The organism is Microbacterium sp. MMO-56, assembly GCF_037146215.1.
In the GTDB taxonomy this organism is placed as follows: Bacteria; Actinomycetota; Actinomycetes; order Actinomycetales; family Microbacteriaceae; genus Microbacterium.
In genome coordinates this window covers 23,576-41,466 of the sequence record NZ_JBBCVW010000010.1, presented here as the reverse complement: position 1 = coordinate 41,466, position 17,891 = coordinate 23,576, and the positions used below count along the sequence as shown (strand labels likewise).

The 17,891-nt window shown below is 72.0% G+C and carries 19 protein-coding genes; 11 read left to right on the top strand and 8 right to left on the bottom strand.

The genetic code is table 11. The annotated features are described in order from the left end of the window. Positions 1–17: 17 nt before the first annotated feature. The 3 genes from nrdE to nrdH are packed head-to-tail and all read right to left on the bottom strand — an operon-like array spanning position 18 to position 2,831. A complete protein-coding gene (gene nrdE / locus WFI00_RS10460; RefSeq protein WP_336632248.1) occupies positions 18–2,174 on the bottom strand; it encodes a class 1b ribonucleoside-diphosphate reductase subunit alpha in 2,157 nt (718 codons plus the stop codon). Continuing rightward, positions 2,156–2,593 carry a class Ib ribonucleoside-diphosphate reductase assembly flavoprotein NrdI gene (gene nrdI, locus WFI00_RS10455; RefSeq protein WP_336632247.1) on the bottom strand — a complete coding sequence of 146 codons (438 nt, stop codon included), beginning with the start codon at positions 2,591–2,593 and terminating at the stop codon, positions 2,156–2,158. Before nrdI ends, nrdE begins: the two co-directional genes overlap by 19 nt. Positions 2,594–2,597: 4 nt before the next feature. Beyond that, entirely contained in the window at positions 2,598–2,831 is a 234-nt protein-coding gene (gene nrdH, locus WFI00_RS10450) for a glutaredoxin-like protein NrdH (RefSeq protein ID WP_005052310.1), read from the bottom strand. A gap of 384 nt (positions 2,832–3,215) precedes the next feature. Here nrdH and WFI00_RS10445 point away from each other — a divergent pair, with 384 nt between their 5' ends. Both WFI00_RS10445 and WFI00_RS10440 read left to right on the top strand, forming a co-directional pair. Beyond that, positions 3,216–4,439, top strand: coding sequence for an MFS transporter (locus WFI00_RS10445; protein ID WP_336632246.1), 1,224 nt, complete (start codon positions 3,216–3,218; stop codon positions 4,437–4,439). A 69-nt stretch (positions 4,440–4,508) separates the two neighbouring features. Next, on the top strand, positions 4,509–5,264 hold the full coding sequence (locus tag WFI00_RS10440) for an alpha/beta fold hydrolase (protein WP_336632245.1): 756 nt from the start codon (positions 4,509–4,511) through the stop codon (positions 5,262–5,264). Between the two features lie 9 nt (positions 5,265–5,273). Here WFI00_RS10440 and WFI00_RS10435 read toward each other — a convergent pair whose 3' ends face one another. Next, positions 5,274–5,678 (bottom strand): pilus assembly protein CpaE, encoded by a 405-nt coding sequence (locus WFI00_RS10435; RefSeq protein WP_336632244.1) that lies wholly within the window; start codon positions 5,676–5,678, stop codon positions 5,274–5,276. Between the two features lie 78 nt (positions 5,679–5,756). Here WFI00_RS10435 and WFI00_RS10430 point away from each other — a divergent pair, with 78 nt between their 5' ends. From WFI00_RS10430 to WFI00_RS10415, 4 genes are read left to right on the top strand one after another with little or no spacing between them, the layout of a single operon-like run. Further along, complete coding sequence (locus tag WFI00_RS10430) at positions 5,757–6,917, top strand: acyl-CoA dehydrogenase family protein (RefSeq protein WP_336632243.1); 1,161 nt, start codon at positions 5,757–5,759, stop codon at positions 6,915–6,917. Positions 6,918–6,969: 52 nt separating this feature from the next. Then, positions 6,970–7,563, top strand: coding sequence for an RNA polymerase sigma factor (locus WFI00_RS10425; protein WP_336632242.1), 594 nt, complete (start codon positions 6,970–6,972; stop codon positions 7,561–7,563). Then, positions 7,529–8,608, top strand: a complete 1,080-nt coding sequence (locus WFI00_RS10420) for a CU044_5270 family protein (protein WP_336632241.1) — start codon at positions 7,529–7,531, stop codon at positions 8,606–8,608. The genes WFI00_RS10425 and WFI00_RS10420 overlap by 35 nt, the downstream gene beginning before the upstream one ends. Further along, positions 8,602–8,733 (top strand): hypothetical protein, encoded by a 132-nt coding sequence (locus WFI00_RS10415; protein ID WP_336632240.1) that lies wholly within the window; start codon positions 8,602–8,604, stop codon positions 8,731–8,733. The genes WFI00_RS10420 and WFI00_RS10415 overlap by 7 nt, the downstream gene beginning before the upstream one ends. An 84-nt stretch (positions 8,734–8,817) precedes the next feature. Here WFI00_RS10415 and WFI00_RS10410 read toward each other — a convergent pair whose 3' ends face one another. Continuing rightward, the gene (locus tag WFI00_RS10410; RefSeq protein WP_336632239.1) at positions 8,818–9,090 is read right to left on the bottom strand and encodes a metal-sensitive transcriptional regulator; all 273 of its coding nucleotides are present in this window, start codon (positions 9,088–9,090) and stop codon (positions 8,818–8,820) included. A gap of 47 nt (positions 9,091–9,137) precedes the next feature. On the opposite strand from WFI00_RS10410, the gene WFI00_RS10405 reads away from it, so the two are divergent. From WFI00_RS10405 to WFI00_RS10390, 4 genes are read left to right on the top strand one after another with little or no spacing between them, the layout of a single operon-like run. Further along, the gene (locus WFI00_RS10405) at positions 9,138–10,409 is read left to right on the top strand and encodes a DUF445 domain-containing protein (RefSeq protein WP_336632238.1); all 1,272 of its coding nucleotides are present in this window, start codon (positions 9,138–9,140) and stop codon (positions 10,407–10,409) included. Positions 10,410–10,457: 48 nt separating this feature from the next. Further along, positions 10,458–10,805, top strand: a complete 348-nt coding sequence (locus tag WFI00_RS10400; protein WP_336632237.1) for a gamma-glutamylcyclotransferase family protein — start codon at positions 10,458–10,460, stop codon at positions 10,803–10,805. After that, on the top strand, positions 10,802–11,749 hold the full coding sequence (locus WFI00_RS10395) for an arginase family protein (protein WP_336632236.1): 948 nt from the start codon (positions 10,802–10,804) through the stop codon (positions 11,747–11,749). The genes WFI00_RS10400 and WFI00_RS10395 overlap by 4 nt, the downstream gene beginning before the upstream one ends. Then, on the top strand, positions 11,746–12,216 hold the full coding sequence (locus WFI00_RS10390) for a SixA phosphatase family protein (RefSeq protein WP_336632235.1): 471 nt from the start codon (positions 11,746–11,748) through the stop codon (positions 12,214–12,216). Before WFI00_RS10395 ends, WFI00_RS10390 begins: the two co-directional genes overlap by 4 nt. Before the next feature lie 79 nt (positions 12,217–12,295). Here the strand turns inward: WFI00_RS10390 and hutI are convergent, their stop codons facing one another. The 3 genes from hutI to hutH all read right to left on the bottom strand — a co-directional run bounded on the left by hutI (position 12,296) and on the right by hutH (position 16,981). After that, positions 12,296–13,585 (bottom strand): imidazolonepropionase, encoded by a 1,290-nt coding sequence (hutI, locus tag WFI00_RS10385; RefSeq protein WP_336632234.1) that lies wholly within the window; start codon positions 13,583–13,585, stop codon positions 12,296–12,298. Beyond that, positions 13,582–15,330, bottom strand: a complete 1,749-nt coding sequence (locus WFI00_RS10380; RefSeq protein WP_336632233.1) for a urocanate hydratase — start codon at positions 15,328–15,330, stop codon at positions 13,582–13,584. The genes hutI and WFI00_RS10380 overlap by 4 nt, the downstream gene beginning before the upstream one ends. A 91-nt stretch (positions 15,331–15,421) precedes the next feature. Further along, complete coding sequence (gene hutH / locus WFI00_RS10375; protein ID WP_336632232.1) at positions 15,422–16,981, bottom strand: histidine ammonia-lyase; 1,560 nt, start codon at positions 16,979–16,981, stop codon at positions 15,422–15,424. A gap of 52 nt (positions 16,982–17,033) precedes the next feature. On the opposite strand from hutH, the gene WFI00_RS10370 reads away from it, so the two are divergent. Further along, on the top strand, positions 17,034–17,816 hold the full coding sequence (locus WFI00_RS10370; RefSeq protein ID WP_336632231.1) for an IclR family transcriptional regulator: 783 nt from the start codon (positions 17,034–17,036) through the stop codon (positions 17,814–17,816). The last annotated feature ends 75 nt before the right edge of the window (positions 17,817–17,891 follow it).

Genomic DNA, 17,891 nt, shown 5'->3' with positions numbered 1-17,891 from the left:
AATCCCAGATCAGCGGGTCACAGCATGCAGGAGACGCACTCGCTGAGGTTGGTGCCCTCGAGTGCCATCTGCCGCAGGCGGATGTAGTAGATCGTCTTGATGCCCTTGCGCCAGGCGTAGATCTGCGCCTTGTTGATGTCACGCGTCGTGGCTGTGTCCTTGAAGAACAGCGTCAGCGAGAGGCCCTGGTCGACGTGCTGCGTCGCCGCGGCGTAGGTGTCGATGACCTTCTCATAGCCGATCTCGTACGCGTCTTCGTAGTACTCCAGGTTGTCGTTCGTCATGAACGGCGCCGGGTAGTAGACGCGGCCGATCTTGCCCTCCTTGCGGATCTCGATCTTCGAGGCGATCGGGTGGATCGACGAGGTCGAGTTGTTGATGTAGGAGATCGATCCGGTCGGCGGCACGGCCTGCAGGTTCTGGTTGTAGATGCCGTGCTCCTGGATGGACGCCTTCAACTCGCGCCAGTCGTCCTGCGTGGGGATGTGGATGCCGGCGAACAGCTCCTCCACCCGGGCCGTCTGGGGGACCCACTCCTGCTCGGTGTACTTGTCGAAGAACTCGCCCGACGCGTACGTCGAGTCGGCGAACCCGTCGAACGTGGTGCCCCGCTCGATCGCGATCCGGTTCGAGGCGCGCAGCGCGTGGAAGAGCACCGTGTAGAAGTAGATGTTCGTGAAGTCGATGCCCTCGTCGGACCCGTAGTGGACGTGCTCGCGTGCGAGGTATCCGTGCAGGTTCATCTGCCCGAGGCCGATCGCGTGCGAGCGGTCGTTGCCGTCCTCGATCGAGCGCACCGAGCGGATGTGGCTCTGGTCGCTGACCGCGGTCAGGGCACGGATCGACGTCTCGACGGTGCCGGCGAGGTCCTTGCCGTCCATCGCGAGGGCGATGTTCATCGACCCCAGGTTGCAGGAGATGTCCTTGCCGACCTGGGCGTAGGAGAGGTCCTCGTCGTAGGTCGTGGGGGTGTTCACCTGCAGGATCTCGCTGCACAGGTTCGACATGTTGATCCGACCCTTGATCGGGTTGGCCTTGTTCACCGTGTCCTCGAACATGATGTACGGGTAGCCCGACTCGAACTGGATCTCGGCGAGGGTCTGGAAGAACTCGCGCGCGTTGATCTTCGTCTTCTTGATGCGCGCGTCGTCGACCATCTCGCGGTACTTCTCGGTGACCGAGATGTCGCCGAAGGGCACGCCGTAGACCTTCTCGACGTCGTACGGCGAGAAGAGGTACATGTCCTCGCCGTTACGCGCGAGCTCGAAGGTGATGTCGGGGATCACGACACCGAGCGAGAGGGTCTTGATGCGGATCTTCTCGTCGGCGTTCTCGCGCTTCGTGTCGAGGAAGCGCAGGATGTCGGGGTGGTGCGCCGACAGGTAGACGGCGCCCGCGCCCTGCCGCGCGCCGAGCTGGTTGGCGTAGCTGAAGCTGTCTTCGAGGAGCTTCATGACGGGGATGATGCCGCTGGACTGGTTCTCGATCTGCTTGATCGGCGCGCCCGCCTCGCGGATGTTGGAGAGCAGGAGGGCGACGCCGCCGCCGCGCTTGGACAGCTGCAGGGCGGAGTTGATGCCGCGCGCGATCGACTCCATGTTGTCCTCGATGCGCAGCAGGAAGCAGCTGACGAGCTCGCCGCGCTGCGCCTTGCCCGTGTTGAGGAAGGTGGGCGTCGCCGGCTGGAAGCGCCCGGCGATGACCTCGTCGACGATGCGCTCGGCGAGCCGCTGGTCGCCGTCGGCGAGACCGAGAGCCGTCATGACGACGCGGTCCTCGAAGCGCTCCAGGTAGCGCTTGCCGTCGAAGGTCTTGAGCGTGTAGCTCGTGTAGTACTTGAACGCGCCGAGGAACGTCTCGAAGCGGAACTTCGCGGCGTACGCGCGGTCGTTGAGGCGCTGGATGAACTCGAAGGGGTACTTCTCGAGCACCGCGCCCTCGTAGTACTCCTTCTCGACGAGGTAGTCCAGGCGCTCCTTGAGGGAGTGGAAGAACACCGTGTTCTGGTTCACGTGCTGCAGGAAGTACTCCCGCGCCGCACGCTTGTCGGCGTCGAACTGGATCTTCCCGTCCTCGCCGTACAGGTTGAGCATCGCGTTGAGGGCGTGGTAGTCCATCCCCTCGAAGCGCGCCTCGGTCTTGAAGGTCGCCTCGTTCACTGCAGCTTCCACCATCGTTCCAATCCATCGCTCACACGGGCGACGTCGTCGGGCGTGCCGAACAGTTCCAGCCGATACAAGTGCGGCACGGTGCACTTGCGGCTGATGATGTCGCCGGCGAGACAGAAGTGCTCGCCGAAGTTCGTGTTGCCTGCGGAGATGACTCCGCGCAGAAGGCGACGATGCTTCTCGACGTTGAGGAAGCGGATCACCTGCTTGGGGACCGCGCCCTTCTCCTCGCCCCGCCCCTGGCCTCCCCCGTAGGTCGGGGTGACGAGCACGAACGGCTCGTCCACCTCGATCCCGGGGTCGGACGACAGGAGGGGGATGCGGAGTGCGGGCATCCCGAGCTTCTCGATGAATCGCGCGGTGTTGCCCGAGACGCTCGAGAAGTAGACGAGCAGCGGCGCCTCGGTCGCGGTCGCCGTGCTCATCGGATCACGCCAGACGGCTCGCGAGCTCGTCGATCTTGTCGGGACGGAAGCCCGACCAGTGGTCCTCGTCGGTGACGACGACCGGAGCCTGCAGGTAGCCGAGCGACTTCACGTGCTCGAGCGCCGCGGGGTCTTCGGACAGGTCGAGGACCTCGTAATCGATGCCCTTCGAGTCCAGTGCCCGGTACGTCGCGTTGCACTGCACGCACGACGGCTTCGTGTAAACCGTGATCGCCATGTCGATCCGTTCTCCCCTCAATCTCACACCTGATGTCCAGCAGTGCCCTGCCGGGAGTCCAATACTACATATGGGTACCGACACCATCCAGCACCACAAGGGATAGTAGTTACATCCGTGTAGTTTTTCACCGCTCTCCCCAGGTACAACACAACTTGTCCACCGTTTCATCCACAACATCGCGACGATTCGGCCACGTGGAAAACGCCTGGATCACGGGCAATTCTCCGAGTTCCCCGGGATCCGTCCACAGGTGCGACGGTACGAGGCGCCTCCGACATCCGGTGCGCTGTGGAAAGTGCCGTCCGGGCGTGTCGCGGCGTGTCGCGGTACGTCCCCTCCCCGGGACGTCGAGGCGTCGCCTGCGGGCGGTAGCGTAGAGGGGTGTCGGCGTATCGTGATCTGCTGCGCACCCCGGGGGTCGCGCGCATCATCGCCGCACAGCTCACCGCGCGTTTCCCGAACGGGATGACGAGTCTCGCGATCCTGCTGCACGTCGAGCAGCAGACGGGTTCCTACGGATCGGCGGGGCTCGTGCTGGCCGCCGCGTCGATCGGCCAGGCGACGGCAGGGCCGGTGACGAGCCGCTGGATGGGCATCTGGGGCATGCGCCGGGTGCTGACGCTCACGACCGCCGTCTGCGTCACCGCGGTGCTCGCCCTCGCGCTCGTACCGATGGGCGTCGTCGGATACATGCTGTTCGGGCTGGTCGCGGGCCTGTCCACCCCTCCCGTGCAGTCGGCGGTGCGCACCATCTACCCCAAGATCGTCAACGCGCGGCAGCTGACCCCGCTCTTCTCGCTGGATGCGAGCCTGCAGGAGATCATCTGGATCCTCGCCCCCGTGGTGATCACCATCGTGGCCACCCAGGTCGGCACGGTGCCGGGGCTCCTGCTGATCACCCTGTTCCTCGTCGCCGGCGGCGCCTGGTTCATCCTCTCCCCCGAGGTCGGCCGCGTGCGCATCCCCCGCAGCCGTCGCGGGTTCGGCCGCGTGCTGGGAAAGCCCGTGGTGCTGCTCGCGACCGTGATCGGCTTCCTGCTGATCGGCGCGTGCTCGGCCGTCGAGGCCGCCGTCGTCGCCACCTTCGGGCACGGCGGGCTCGAGGCCGGTCTCGTCCTGGCCGTCTTCTCCGTCGGCAGCCTCGCGGGCGGCCTCGCCTTCGGCCACATCCCGATGGGGTCGTGGGCGATGGCGCGTCGACTCACCGTCGTCGCCGTCGGGCTCGCCGCGGCGGTCTTCGTCGTCGGCGACCTCGGACCCGCCACGCCGTGGTGGGTGGGCGCGTGCCTCGTCGTCGCCGGCGTCGGCGTCGCTCCCGCCCTGGCCGTGATGTTCGCGATGACCTCCGCCTCGGTGAAGTTCAGCGAGACCGCAGAGGCATACGGCTGGATCGGCACCGGCCAGCTCATCGGCGCGGCCCTCGGCTCGGCCGTCGCCGGGTTCCTCATCGACGGCATCGGCCCCGCCGGCGCATACGGCGCGGCCGCCGGACTCGCCGTGATCGGCACCCTCGTCGCCGTCGTCTTCGTCCGCGGCTTCCCCGACCTGCGCGGCCGTGACGCCAGCCCGATCCCCGACACCGAGCCGGTGCCCGTCGTCACCTGACGCGACCGCGCCGGACACGCGGCGTCACACCCCGCCGCCTCCTCGCTCCCGTCTCTCTAGGCTGAGGACATGCCGACCCCCGTCACCCTGCCCCTTATCTCGTGGGGCGCCCCGACCTCCGCGCGCCGAGCGCTCCTCGTCCACGGGCTCGGCTCGACCGGCGCGCTGATGTGGCGCTACGGCACGTGGCTCGCCGACGCCGGCTGGCACGCCACCGCCGTCGACCTGCGCGGCCACGGCACGGCGCCGCGCGCTCTCGACTATTCGATCTCGGCCTATGCGGCCGACCTCCTCGGCGTCGACGCGCAGAGCGGCGCACCGTGGGACCTCGTGATCGGGCACTCCCTCGGCGGCGCCGCTGCGACGGTCGCCGCCGCGCACTCCCCCGCCTGGACGCGCCGGCTCGTGCTGGTCGACCCCGCGATCCGGCTCGGCGACGACGATCGGGCGATCGTGCGCTCCGGCCAGGAACGCTCCTTCGCCGACGCCTCCGAGGCGGCCGTGCGCGCGGAGCATCCGACCTGGCATCCCCTCGACGTCGAGCTCAAGGCGCTGTCGACTCAGCAGGCGAGTCGGTGGGCCATCGAGCAGACGAGCGCGCAGAACACCCCGTGGGACGTCCGCGCGGACGCCGCCCGCCTCGCCGTGCCCACCCATGTCATCGCGAGCGATCCCGCGGTCCACTCGATCTTCACCGGTGCGCTGGCGGACGAGGTGCTCGGCAACCCCGCGGTGACGATGTCGGTCGTGATCGGAGCGGGGCACTCCCCGCATCGCGACCTGCCGGAGGACACGCTCCGCCACCTGGCCGCCGTCCTGGCCTGAGCGCGACGCTCACGCGATGCGGCGCAGCACGTGCAGGAGCGCCAGCGCATAGGCGTCCGCGGGCTGCGGATGCTCGAACGACGCCCGCTCCCCCACGAAGTCGATGTCGACCCGGTACGTGTCGGGGGCGCGGACGAGACTTCGGAACGCGCCGCGCAGCAGCTCACGCAGCTGATCCTCGCGGGGAAGCCAGAGCGCGTCGTCGAGGGCGACGGAGTCCAGCGCCCACTCCGTCGTGCCGTTGAAGGCGAGGATCGTGCCCGTCGGGTACCGGCGCGGCTCGATCGTCATCTCGCTCACCGTGAACACGTCCGCCTCGAACTCGGGCTCATCGAGCTGGAACCGATCGCCGGAGGCGGGATGCCAGACGAGTCCGGCGTCACGCAGCGCGAGGGCCAGGTCGGTCGAGATCATGCGTCCATCCTGCCGCGCCGCAGCACCGAGGGGCCCCTCCCGACCCGACGGAGCCCGCATCGGGGGCAGGATGGAGGGGTGACGTCCTTCGACCCTTCCGTGCTGCTTCCCGACGACCTGCTGGAGCGCATCCGGTCCCGCGCCGCCGGCGTCGACCGCGAGAACGCGTTCCCCGACGCGGACCTCGCCGAACTGAAGGACGCGGGCTACCTCGCGGCCCTCGTGCCGACGGAGCTCGGCGGCGCGGGGCTGGGCCTGGCCGAGGTCGCCGTGCTGCAGCAGCGCCTCGCGGGCGCGGCCCCGGCGACCGCGCTCGCGATCAACATGCACCTCGTCTGGACCGGCGTGGCGAAGGTGCTCGCCGATCGCGGCATCGACACGCTCCGGTTCGTCCAGGAGGGCGCCGTGGCCGGAGAGGTCTACGCCTTCGGGATCAGCGAGGCGGGCAACGACCTCGTGCTGTTCGGGAGCGACACCGTCGCCGAGCCGCATCCCGACGGCTCGTACTCCTTCACCGGCACGAAGATCTTCACGTCCCTGGGCCCGGTGTGGACGCAGCTCGGGCTGCACGGCCTGGACACGACGAGCCCCGACGCTCCGCAGATGGTCTACGCGTTCGTGCCGCGCAGCGACGCGGTCGTCACCCGCGACGACTGGGACACGGTCGGCATGCGCGGCACCCAGTCGCGCACGACGGAGCTCCACGGGGCGACGGCTTCCGCCGGCCGCGTCGTCCGCCGCGTCGCTCCGGGTCCGAACCCCGACCCGATCGTCTTCGGCATCTTCAGCGTCTTCGAGGTGCTGCTGGCCTCGGTCTACACCGGCGTCGCCCGCCGCGCGCTCGACCTCGCCGTCGAGACCGCCAAGGCACGGACGTCGAAGAAGACGGGGCGTGCCTACAGCGACGACCCGGACATCCGGTGGCGCATCGCCGAGATGGCGCTCGCCTACGACGCCCTCCCGCCGCAGATCGCCGCGGTCGCCCGCGACGTCGACGAGCGCGCCGACCGCGGGGCCTTCTGGTTCCCCGCGCTGTCGGGCCTCAAGCACCGGGCCGTCGTCGCGGCGAAGCAGATCGTCGACGAGGCGATGCTCGTCGGCGGCGGCTCGTCCTACTTCTCGCGCAGCGAGCTGGGGCGACTGTACCGGGACGTGCTCGCCGGGATGTTCCACCCCTCCGACCCCGAGTCCGCCCACGCGACCGTCGCCGCCGCGTGGCTCGGTCCCGTCTCGGGCTGAGCTCGTCGTGCGGCATCCGTGAACCCGATCCGCCGGGATGAGCAATACGGATGTGAGCACTGACAACGAGGTGATCGAACGATCCGTCGGCGAGCCCGGCGCGTTCGCGACTCTCTACGACCGGCATGCGCGCGCCGTCTATCGCTACGCCGCGCAGCGGTCGGGAGACGACCGGGCCGAAGACATCCTGTCTGAGACGTTCCTCGTCGCCTTCGAGAAGCGGGCGTCGTACGATCCTGCGATCGTCGATGCTCGCCCCTGGCTGCTGGGGATCGCCACCCGCCTGATGCGCAAGCATTCGCGGCTGGACGCGCGGGCGTGGAAGGGCATGGTCGCCGATGTGGCGGCGCAGCTCGCACCCGACATGATCGAGCGGGCGGGAGCGCGGATGGATGCCGCGCGGCTGACGCGGCGGCTCGCTTCGGCGCTGCGGAAGCTGTCGGCATCCGACCGCGACACCCTGCTGCTGTACGCCTGGGGCGACCTCGACTACGCGGGTGTCGCACGCGCCCTCGACGTGCCGATCGGCACGGTGCGCTCACGACTGAACCGGGCCCGACGGCTGCTGCGGCACGCCGCGGATGCGCCCGCCATCGAACAGGAGACAGAGCATGGACGAACTGACCCTGCTGCGCAGCACGCGTAGCGACGCCGAACCGCCGCAGGCCGCCCTGGACCGGGGGCGGGCCGCGCTCCTCGACCGAGCAGCGGATGCCGGCCGGCCGGCCCCGGCACCGCATCCACGCCGCGCGCGCCGGTTCGCGATCGGCGGCCTGAGCGCCCTGGGCGCGACCGCGCTGGTCGCCGGGCTCGTCATCACCGACGTCGTCGGACTCGCCGGCTGGCGCGGCGGAGCGGATGCCGCGGCGGCCGCCGTCCTCGAGGACGCGAGCGTCGCGGCGATCGACGCCGTCGACCCGGCGGTCGGGCCGGGCCAGTACCTGTCGGTGCACACGCGCGCCGTGCACCGGATGACCGGCCAACGCGGCGACATCACCGCGACGTTCCAGTACCTCGCCGACGACACGCTCTTCGTCCCCGCCGACCGCACCGACGACTGGGTGTGGCATCGCGGGCCCCAGTCGGTCGCCGCCACGTTCGGGCCCGACTCGCAGGCCGTCGCCGACGCCTGGCAGGCGGAGGCGCCCGCGGACGCGGTCTCCGGCGGGGACCTGCTCCGCGCACCGGCGGGCGCGTTCTACGGAGGCAGCCCCGACGCGGGCTTCGACGACCTCGGCGCACTCCCGCGCGATCCGTATCGTCTCCTCAACCACATCTACCGCGTGACGCTCGGCTCCGGGCCGTCGCCCGACACCGAGGCGCTGGTCTTCCTCGCCGATCGCCTGCGGATCGGCGATGTCCCCGCCGACCTGCGTTCGGCGATGTACCGCGCGGCGGCGATGATCCCCGGCGTCGCCCTCGTCGACGACCAGGCGACCCTCGACGGCCACCGCGGCGTGGCGATCGGCCGCGACGAGCCGGCCTGGGGTAGCCGCATCGAGATCATCGTCGATCCGGCGACGGGCGCGTTCCTCGGCGAGCGGGAGACGCTCCTGCGCGACCAGGACGGGATCCCGGCCGGCACGATCGTCAGCTGGACCGCGGTCACGACCGCGGTCGTCGACACCGCACCGGACGGCGGGACGCCCTGCGGCCGGATGGCGGCGGAGTCCACGAGCGGAGAATGCTGACCGTGGCGCGCAGCGGCACGATCAGGTCCGCCGGCGACGGACCCGGGGTCGGATACGGACCCGCCGATCTCGTCCTCCCGCCGACCGAGCCGATCGTGGTCCTCGCGGAACCGGACGGACGATGAGCCCCGAGGGCATCCGGTGCGCACGTCGGCGCCGGGTGCCCTCGCCGCCTCATTAGCCTCGTCTCGACCTCGTCCCGGCCCGCGTCAGCGCGTCTCGAGGTCGTAGGCCTTCAGAAGCTCCACGACGGCGCGGTCGCGCTGCTCACCACCCTCGGCGAACATGTGCGTGACGTGCGTGCGCAGGTGGTTCTCGATGAGCAGCTTGTCGAGCGACGCGAGCGCCTTCTGGATGGCCCGGGACTGGGCGATGACATCCATGCAGTAGTCCTCGTTCTCGATCATCTTCGCGAGCCCCCGGACCTGTCCCTCGAGGATGCTGGTGCGGTGCAGGGCGCGCTTCTTGATGTCGTCGATCACGCGGTCAGGATACGCCGCCGCCGCGGGCATCGTGCCACACTGGCGGGATGCCGCGCACACCGACCGAGCTTCTGAGCCCCGCCGACCAGGAGCGCCGTCGGTCCCTGCGGGTGATGAAGGGCGTCGCCCTGGGCGCCCTCGTGTTCATGGCCGTGCTGTTCGTGATCGCCTTCATCACGCAGGAGCGCTATCCCGCGATGGCGTACGTGCGGGCCGCCGCCGAGGGAGGCATGGTCGGCGCCCTCGCCGACTGGTTCGCCGTGACGGCGCTGTTCCGCCATCCGCTGGGCATCCCGATCCCGCACACCGCGATCATCCCGAAGCGCAAGGACGAGATCGGACGCAGCCTCGGCGAGTTCATCGAGACGAACTTCCTCGCCGGCGAGGTCGTGCGCACCAAGCTCGAATCGACGCCCATCGCCCGCACGGCGGGGGTGTGGCTGCGCGACCCCGCGCACGCCGAGCTCGTCTCGCGCGAGGCGGCGACGATGGCCAGCGGCATCCTGCGCGCCCTGAGCGACGACGAGGTGCAGGACCTCATCGGCGACCTGGCCCGCGAGCATCTGCTGAGCCCGGAATGGGCGCCGACCCTCGGCGGGTGGCTCGAGCGCGTGGTCGCCGCGGGCGCGCACCACGGCGCCGTCGACCTCGGCATCGACAGCGTCGCGACGTGGCTGAACGCCAACCGCGACTCCTTCACCGGCCTCGTCTCCCGGCGCCTGCCGTCGTGGGTGCCGTCCGTGGCGATGCGCCTCGTCGACGACACCGTCTACAACGAGGCGGTCAAGTTCGCGGCCGCCGTGCAGGCCGATCCGGAGCATCCCGCCCGGCACGCGATCGACCGCTACCTCACCCGGCTGTCGGAGAACCTGCAGCACGACCCCGCGACGATCGGGCGCCTCGAGGACGCCAAGAGCGCCGTGTTCGACAGCCCGCGCGTGCGCGAGCTCGCCGCCGAGGCGTGGAACACCGCGAAGGCGGGCCTGCTCGCCTCGCTCGCCGATCCGGACAGCTCGCTGCGTCGACGGATGGGGGCCGCGCTCTCCGAGATCGGCGAGCGCCTCGCGGGCGACCGCGCCCTGCAGGAACGGGTCGACCACCGCATCGCGGACGCGGCGGTGTTCTTCGTCGACCGCTACCGGCACGACATCGCGTCGATCATCACCGACACGGTCGAGAAGTGGGACCCCGCCGAGACGACGGAGAAGATCGAGCTCATGGTGGGGCGCGACCTGCAGTACATCCGCTTGAACGGCACGATCGTCGGCGCCCTCGCCGGGGTGACGATCTTCGCGATCGCCCACGCGTTCCTCGGCTGAGCCGTGCGACTCCTCGCCCGGCCGCACCCCGCGGAGTACCGTGAAGGGGTGAGCGCGCCCCCTGCGGATCAGCTGCTGTTCACCTACGGCACGTTGCAGGATGCCGAGGTGCAGCTCGACACGTTCGGACGCCTGCTCGCCGCGACGGCCGATACGCTCCCCGGCTACACGATCGACTACGTCGAGATCGACGACCCCCGCGTCGGGGACGTCACGGGGCCGTCGGTCCATCCGGTCCTGCGCGCCACGGGGAACGTCCTCGACAAGGTCGTCGGTGCCGCCGTCTTCCTCACGGCGGACGAGCTCGACGCCGCGGACGAATACGAGCTCTCGCTCCACCGCCGAGTACGGGCGCGCCTGAGCAGCGGACACGACGCCTGGGTCTACGTCTCGTGAGCGTCGCCCTCAGCCACGATCCGCTGTGGCCCCGCGCGGGCGGCTGGCCCTCCCCCGAGGACGCCGCCGCACAGCGGTGGGATGCGGCGCTGCTCGGTGCACCCGCGTCCTCGACCTCCCTCTCCCCGACGGGAGCGCACGAAACGCCCGCGGCGGTCCGCGCGGCGCTGCGGAGGTTCAGCCCCACGCTGATGGGGCCGCCGCCCGTCGACCTCGCCGAGGTGCTCGCCATCGCCGACGCCGGAGACGTCGCCGATCCGGACGGACCGCGGGGCGAAGCCGAGCTGCGCGCGCGCGTGCGCACCCTCGCGGCATCCGCGGAGCTCGTCGTCGCCCTCGGCGGCGACAACTCGGTGACGTACGCGGTGGCGCAGGGTGCGGACGTGGGCGGCCTCATCACGCTGGATGCCCACTTCGACCTGCGCGACGGGGTGTCGAACGGCTCGCCGGTGCGCCGGCTCGTCGAGGACGGCCTCGACCCCAGCCGCATCGTCCAGATCGGGATCGCCGACTTCGCCAACTCGGCGGCGTACGCGCGGCGCGCGGCCGACCTCGGCATCCGTGTCGTCACGCTCGACGAGCTGCGCCGGCGCGGATCGGCCGACGTGATCGCCGAAGCCACGGAGATCGCGGGGGGTGCGCGGCCGGGCGCCGCGCGCGGAGATGCCGAGCCCGCCGTCCACCTCGACATCGACGTGGACGTCTGCGACCGCGCGGTCGCGCCGGGCTGCCCGGCCTCGGTGCCCGGCGGCCTGCAGGCGTGGGAGCTCCGCGCCCTCGTGCGCGGGATCGCGGGAGATCCCCGCGTGCGCAGTGCCGACGTCGTCGAGGTCGACGCGACCGCCGACGCCCCGGACGGCCGCACCGTGCGGCTCGCCGCGCTCTGCGTCCTCGACCTGCTCGCGGGCCTGCACGCCCGATCCGCCGACAAGGAGACTCTATGACCACGCTCGTCCTCGTCCGCCACGCGAAGAGCGACTGGGGCGATCCGGGACTCGACGATCACGATCGGCCCCTGAACGGACGCGGGATGGCGGATGCTCCCGTGCTCGCCCGCCGCCTGGCCGACACCGGCGTCCGGCTCGACGCGATCCTGTCGTCGACGGCGCTGCGCGCACGCACGACGGCGGCGTTCTTCGGCGCGGCGCTCGGCCTCGAGCCGGAGCTCGACCCGGAGCTCTACGGGGCTCCCGCCTCGCTGCTGCTGTCGTCCGCCGTGGATCGCGGCGTCGACGCGGTCATGGTCGTGGCACACGACCCGGGCATGACCGCCCTGGCCGAGCGCCTCTCCGGCGGCGGGATCGGCCACATGCCGACCTGCGCCGTGGCGACGTTCCGCTGGGAGACGCCCGACTGGACGGTCGCGACGGCCACCGACCCCGACGAGTGGGACGTCGACACGCCGCGCTGACGAGCCCGACCCGACGCGGCGGGCGTCCGCGCCGGCGCGCTGGGCGGCGTCCGCATCGGCGCGTGGCGTTCCCGGCGGATCAGACCTCGCGGCCGCTCCGGTAGACGCGGTGCACGAGCGGCACGCCCGGACGGTACGCGAGGTGCGTACGGGTCGGGGCGTCGAGGACCACGATGTCGGCGCGAGCCCCGGGGGCGAGGGTGCCCACGTCGTCGCGCGCAAGCGCACGCGCTCCCCCGGCGGTCGCCGCCCAGACGGCTTCGGCGACGGTCATCCCCATCTCGCGCACGGCGAGGGCGATCATGAGCGGCATCGACGAGGTGAAGCTCGTGCCCGGATTGCAGTCGCTCGCGAGGGCCACGGTCACGCCCGCATCGAGGAGGCGACGCCCACTCGGGTACGGATGCCGCGTCGAGAACTCCACGCCGGGCAGGAGGGTCGCGACGACGTCGCTGTCCGCGAGGGCGGCGACGTCCTCGTCTGTGAGGTAGGTGCAGTGGTCGAGCGACCAGATGTCCAGGTCCGTGGCGATCCGCACCGCGTCGCCGTATCCGAGCTGATTGCCGTGGAGCCGCGGCAGCAGGCCCGCCTCGATCCCGGCCAGGAGGATCCGCCGTGTCTCGTCGGGGGTGAAGGCCCCGGTCTCGCAGAAGACGTCGATCCACCGCGCGTGCGGACGGACGGCGTCGAGCATCTCGCCGCACACGAGGTCGACGTAGGCGTCGCGGTCGTCCGCGTACTCGGCGGGCACCACGTGCGCGCCGAGGTAGGTGACCTCGTCGGTCACCTCACGGGCGAGCCGCGCCAGCCGTGCCTCGCCGTCCCGGGTGAGGTCGTAGCCGGTCTTGATCTCGAAGGTCGTCGTGCCCTGGCGGTGGAACTCCCGGACGAAGCCCGTCAGCCGGGCGCGGAGCTCGTCCTCGGATGCCGCACGGGTGGCGGCGACCGTCCGACGGATGCCGCCCGCGGCATACGCCTGCCCCGCCATGCGCGCCTCGAACTCGTCGGCACGATCCCCGCCGAACACGACGTGCGTGTGGCTGTCGACGAACCCCGGCAGCACCGCCCGCCCGCCCGCGTCGACGAACGTCCGCCCGCCCGCCGCGCCGCCCGTCGTTCCGCGAGACCGCGCTCCCGCGTCGAGACCGCCGCCGTCGACCGCGGTCTCGACGCCCACGCCGGGTCTCGGCGCTTCCGGGGCGGGCGGGGCGGGCGGGGCGGATGCGGCGGGGCCGGCCCAGGCGACGCGGCCGCCGCGGATGAGGAGGGCGGCGTCGCAGATCAGGCCCGTCGGGTCGCCGGGGTCGTCGCCGAGACCCGGCGCGTTGGTGGTCAGCTCGCCGATGTTCGAGATCAGCAGCTCGCTCACGACGTGGCATCCCCCATCGGGATCGTGAGGCCCCGCTCACGGGCGACCTCGCGGGCGCGCTCGTATCCGGCATCCACGTGCCGCATGACGCCGGTGCCGGGATCGTTCGTGAGGACGCGCTCGAGCTTCTCGGCGGCGAGGGCCGTGCCGTCGGCGACGGTCACCTGGCCCGCGTGGATGGAGCGGCCGATGCCGACGCCGCCGCCGTGGTGGATCGACACCCAGGATGCCCCCGACGCGGTGTTGAGGAGCGCGTTCAGCAGCGGCCAGTCGGCGATCGCGTCCGATCCGTCGGCCATCGCCTCGGTCTCGCGGTACGGAGAGGCGACCGAGCCCGCATCCAGGTGATCGCGGCCGATGACGATCGGCCCTTTCAGTTCGCCCGAGGCGACCATCTCGTTGAACTTCAGTCCGGCGAGGTGGCGCTCCTTGTAGCCGAGCCAGCAGATCCGCGCGGGCAGCCCCTCGAAGCGGACCTTCTCCCCCGCCGCATCGAGCCAGCGCCGCAGCGCGGCATCCTCGGGGAAGAGCTCCGCGACGGCGCGGTCGGTCGCCGCGATGTCGGCGGGGTCGCCCGAGAGCGCGACCCACCGGAAGGGCCCGCGCCCCTCGGCGAACAGCGGGCGGATGTAGGCCGGCACGAACCCCGGGAAGGCGAAGGCCCGGTCGTACCCGCCGAGCTCGGCCTCGCGCCGGATCGAGTTGCCGTAGTCGAAGACGGCCGCCCCCGCGTCCTGGAATCCGACCATCGCCTCGACGTGGCGGGCCATCGACGCCCGCGCCCGGTCGGTGAACCCGGCCGGGTCGGCGGCCGCCGCCTGCTTCCACTCCTCGACGGACATCCCCGCCGGGAGGTACGCGAGCGGATCGTGGGCGCTCGTCTGGTCGGTCACGATGTCGATCGCGATCTCGCCCGCCCGGTGGCGGCGGAGCACCTCGGGGAAGACCTCGGCGGCGTTGCCGACGACGCCGATGCTGCGGGCCTCGCCCGCGGCGCGCGCGGCGGCCGCGCGGGCGAGAGCGGTGTCGAGGTCGTCGGTGTACTCGTCGAGGTAGCCGTGGGCGACCCGCCGGGCGAGTCTCGACTGATCGACGTCGACGATCAGGACCGCACCCCCGTTCATCGTGACGGCGAGGGGCTGGGCTCCGCCCATGCCGCCCGCTCCGGCGGTCAGCGTGAGGGTGCCGGCCAGGTCGTCCCGCCCGTCGCGCTCCGGCCGATCGGCGATCGAACGGGCGACCGCGGCGAACGTCTCGTACGTCCCCTGGAGGATGCCCTGCGTGCCGATGTAGATCCACGAGCCCGCCGTCATCTGCCCGTACATCGTGAGTCCGAGCTCCTCGAGGCGGCGGAACTCGGGCCAGGTCGCCCAGTCGCCGACGAGGTTCGAGTTCGCGATCAGCACCCGGGGAGCCCACTCGTGCGTGCGGAAGACGCCGACCGGCTTGCCCGACTGCACGAGGAGCGTCTCGTCGGGTTCCAGCTCGTCGAGGGTCCGCACGATCGCGTCGTACGCCGCCCAGGAGCGGGCCGCCCGACCCGTGCCGCCGTAGACGACGAGGTCCTCGGGGTGCTCGGCGACCTCGGGGTCGAGGTTGTTCATCAGCATGCGCTTGGCCGCTTCGGCGCCCCAGCTCCGGGCGGTGCGCTCCGGCCCGCGCGCGGCTCGGACGGGGTCACGGCGCGGGGACGGAGCCTCTCCGTTCACAACTCCGGAGATTGCGGGTTGGGGTGACGTATCCATGGGCTGTGCGACCTTTCGAGGAAGGATATCCGGAGTTGTGAACGGGCCGGGGCGGAACGGGCCGGGGCGGGGCGGGCCGGGGCGGGGCGGGTCAGGAGGTGAGGGGCGCGGCTGCTGCGGCGGCGCGGGCGACCGCCCCGGAGAGCACGAGCAGCGTGGTCCGCTCGATGTCGGGGCTCACCGCGCGGTCCGGGCCGGGGCCGGCGACGCCCGCGCCGCGCACGAGGTCGCGGACAGCGCCGGTCGCCGCGGCCGGAGCGAGCGGCGCGCGCAGGTCGAGGGCACGACAGCCCGTCATGACCTCGATCGCCAGCACCCGGGCGAGCCCGTCGACGGCCCGGCGGAGCTTGCGCGCCGCGGCCCACCCCATCGAGACGTGGTCCTCCTGCATCGCCGAGGACGGGATCGAGTCGACCGAGGCGGGGACGGCGAGGCGCTTCAGCTCGGAGACGATGCCCGCCGCGGCGTACTGCGCGATCATGAGGCCCGAGTCGACGCCGACCTCGTCCGCGAGGAAGGGCGGCAGCCCGTTGCTGCGGGTGCGGTCGAGGGCGCGATCCGTCCGACGCTCCGAGATCGAGGCGACGTCGGCGAGGGCGATCGCGAGGAAGTCCAGCACGTACGCGACGGGCGCGCCGTGGAAGTTGCCGTTGGACTCCACCCGCCCGTCGGGCGTGACGACCGGGTTGTCGACAGCGGAGGCCAGCTCCCGCGAGGCGATGAGGGCGGCATGGGCGAGCGTGTCGCGCGCGGCGCCGTGCACCTGCGGCGAGCAGCGCAGCGAGTAGGCGTCCTGCACCCGGGTGCACACGGCCGGGTCGCGGTGGCTCGCGACGATCCCCGAGCCCGCCAGCAGCGTCCGCAGCCGCGCCGCCGAGTCGCCCTGCCCCACCTGGGGGCGAAGGGCCATGAGGTCGGCGGCGAACACGGCGTCCGTGCCGAGCTGGCTCTCGATCGAGAGCGCCGCTGCGACGTCGGCGGTGTCGAGCAGCACACCCAGATCGTGCAGGGCGAGCAGCAGCATCCCGAGCATCCCGTCGGTGCCGTTGATGAGTGCGAGCCCCTCCTTCTCCTCGAGGACGAGCGGGGCGATGCCGGCGGCGGCGAGCGCGTCGGATGCCGCGACGAGCGCTCCGTCGGCGTTCCGCACGTCCCCCTCTCCGAGGGCGGCGAGCGCGACGTGCGAGAGGGGGGCGAGGTCGCCCGAGCATCCGAGCGAGCCGTACTCGCGCACGACGGGTGTGATCGCGGCGTTCAGCAGGGCGGCGTAGGTGTCGACGACGACCGGGCGCACTCCCGTCCGACCCGTCGCGAGGGTCTGCAGCCGCAGGAGCATGAGCGCCCGGACGACCTCGTCCTCGACCTCGGCGCCGGTCCCCGCGGAGTGCGAGCGGATCAGGCTCGCCTGCAGCTGACGCCGCCGTTCGGGGGCGATGAAGGTCGTCGCGAGGGCGCCGAACCCGGTCGAGATGCCGTAGTGGGGCTCCGGGTCGTCGGCGAGGCGCTCGATGAGGGCGCGCGTCTCGGCGACGCGTTCGCGGGCGGCGGGGGCGACCTCGACGCGTGCGCCGTGGCGCGCGACGGCGACGACCTCGGCGGGAAGGAGCGGACGCTCGCCGACGGTGACGGATGCGGGAGTGGGGTCGATCATGCTCCGATTCCATCGCGCCGCGGGGGCGCGCACCACGACGTCGTGACATCCTGTGTCTGTGATCCCAGACACAGGCGACCCGACCCCGCAGGTGCCCGCCGCCGACCAGACCCTGCGGATCCTGTCGTACCTCGCGCGGCAGCGCGGGCCCGTCGCCGCCCGGACGGTGTCGCAGCAGCTCGGCATCCCCCGCTCGAGCGTGTACCACCTGCTCACCGCGATGGCCGCGCACGGGTTCGTCGTGCACGTCGCCTCCGAGCGCCGGTGGGGGCTCGGCACCGCGGCGTTCGAGCTCGCCGGCGGCTACGCGCGGCAGCAGCCGCTCGCCCGGTTGGGGCGGCCGCTGGTCGCGGCTCTCGCCGACCGCTCCGGCGAGAGCGCTCACCTCGCCGTCATGACCGGGCGCGACGTGCTCTACCTCGTCGAGGAACGGGCGCCGCGCCGCCCCGCCCTCGTCACGGATGTCGGGGTGCGGCTCCCCGCCCACCTGACCGCGACGGGTCGGGCGATGCTCGCCGCGCTCCCGCGCGAACAGGTCCGGGCACTGTATCCCGACGCGGCGTCGTTCGCCGATCGCACCGGCGCCGGTCCGACGACGCCCCGCGAGCTGCGCGAGGTCCTGCGCGCCACCCGCGCCGCCGGGTGGGCGAGCGAGGACGGCGAGGTGACGCCGGGGTTCCGTTCCGTCGGCGTCGCCGTGCGCGACCACGCCGGATGGCCTGTCGCCGCCTTCGCGCTCACGTGGCGGGACGAGCCGGATGCCCAGGTCGACCCCGCGGCGCTCGCAGGCATCCTGGGCGAGGCCGCCGACGAGCTGGGGCGGCGCCTGCGCTGATCCGACACCGCCGCGCGACGGGACCCTCAGCGAACGGGTCGCCGCCCGGGCGCTGACTCGCGCCCACGCGCCGGG